The organism is Bradyrhizobium sp. 137, from assembly GCF_023074095.1.
Lineage (GTDB): Bacteria > Pseudomonadota > Alphaproteobacteria > Rhizobiales > Xanthobacteraceae > Bradyrhizobium.
The window spans coordinates 1-557 of the sequence record NZ_JADPKU010000047.1 but is presented as its reverse complement, the minus strand read 5'-3'; the positions used below and the strand labels follow the sequence as shown (position 1 = coordinate 557).

General features: G+C 64.6%; 1 pseudogene. It reads right to left on the bottom strand.

From position 1 onward, the window contains the following. Positions 1–557: pseudogene (locus IVA78_RS12275) on the bottom strand (IS5/IS1182 family transposase); the annotation flags it as partial.

Below are 557 nucleotides of genomic sequence, written 5' to 3'. Positions count from 1 at the left end.
AACTCGTAAGGCCGGTGGGCCTTGCCCTTGCCGATGCACTCCACCTCGGGCGCGTGCAGCGAATAGACCTTGGGTCCACGCCGGTGCTGCTTCTGCTCCAGCACGCGTCGCGCCCGCGCCAGCATGCGCTCCAGCACGATCCCGGCAAGCAAGTCGGCGTTGCCCCCGAGTTTGCGGCCGATGTCGCGGATAATGCGGCCGAGATAGGTCTTGAGCTTCTTCAAGGCCCTGTTGGCACGCTTGAACTGCTTGGCGTGGGCATAGCGCTGATGCTTGATCAGCGCGAACTTGCCCACCCTGGCAGAGGACTGGCGCAGCTTGACGCCGTACCTCTTGGCCAGCCGCACCAGGATCTCGCGGGCGCGGTTCAGCAGCCGCGCATCGGTGGGGAACATCACGTTCTTGGGCTGCACCGTCGTGTCGACGATGACGCGATTGAGATCGGACGGCTTGAGCGCCTCGGTCTTGGTGGCAACCGAAAGGCTCTCCTGCAGCAAAGCCTGCAGCTTCTCCTCGCCCATCCGCTGGCGCCAGCGCGTCAGCGAAGAGCGATCGAA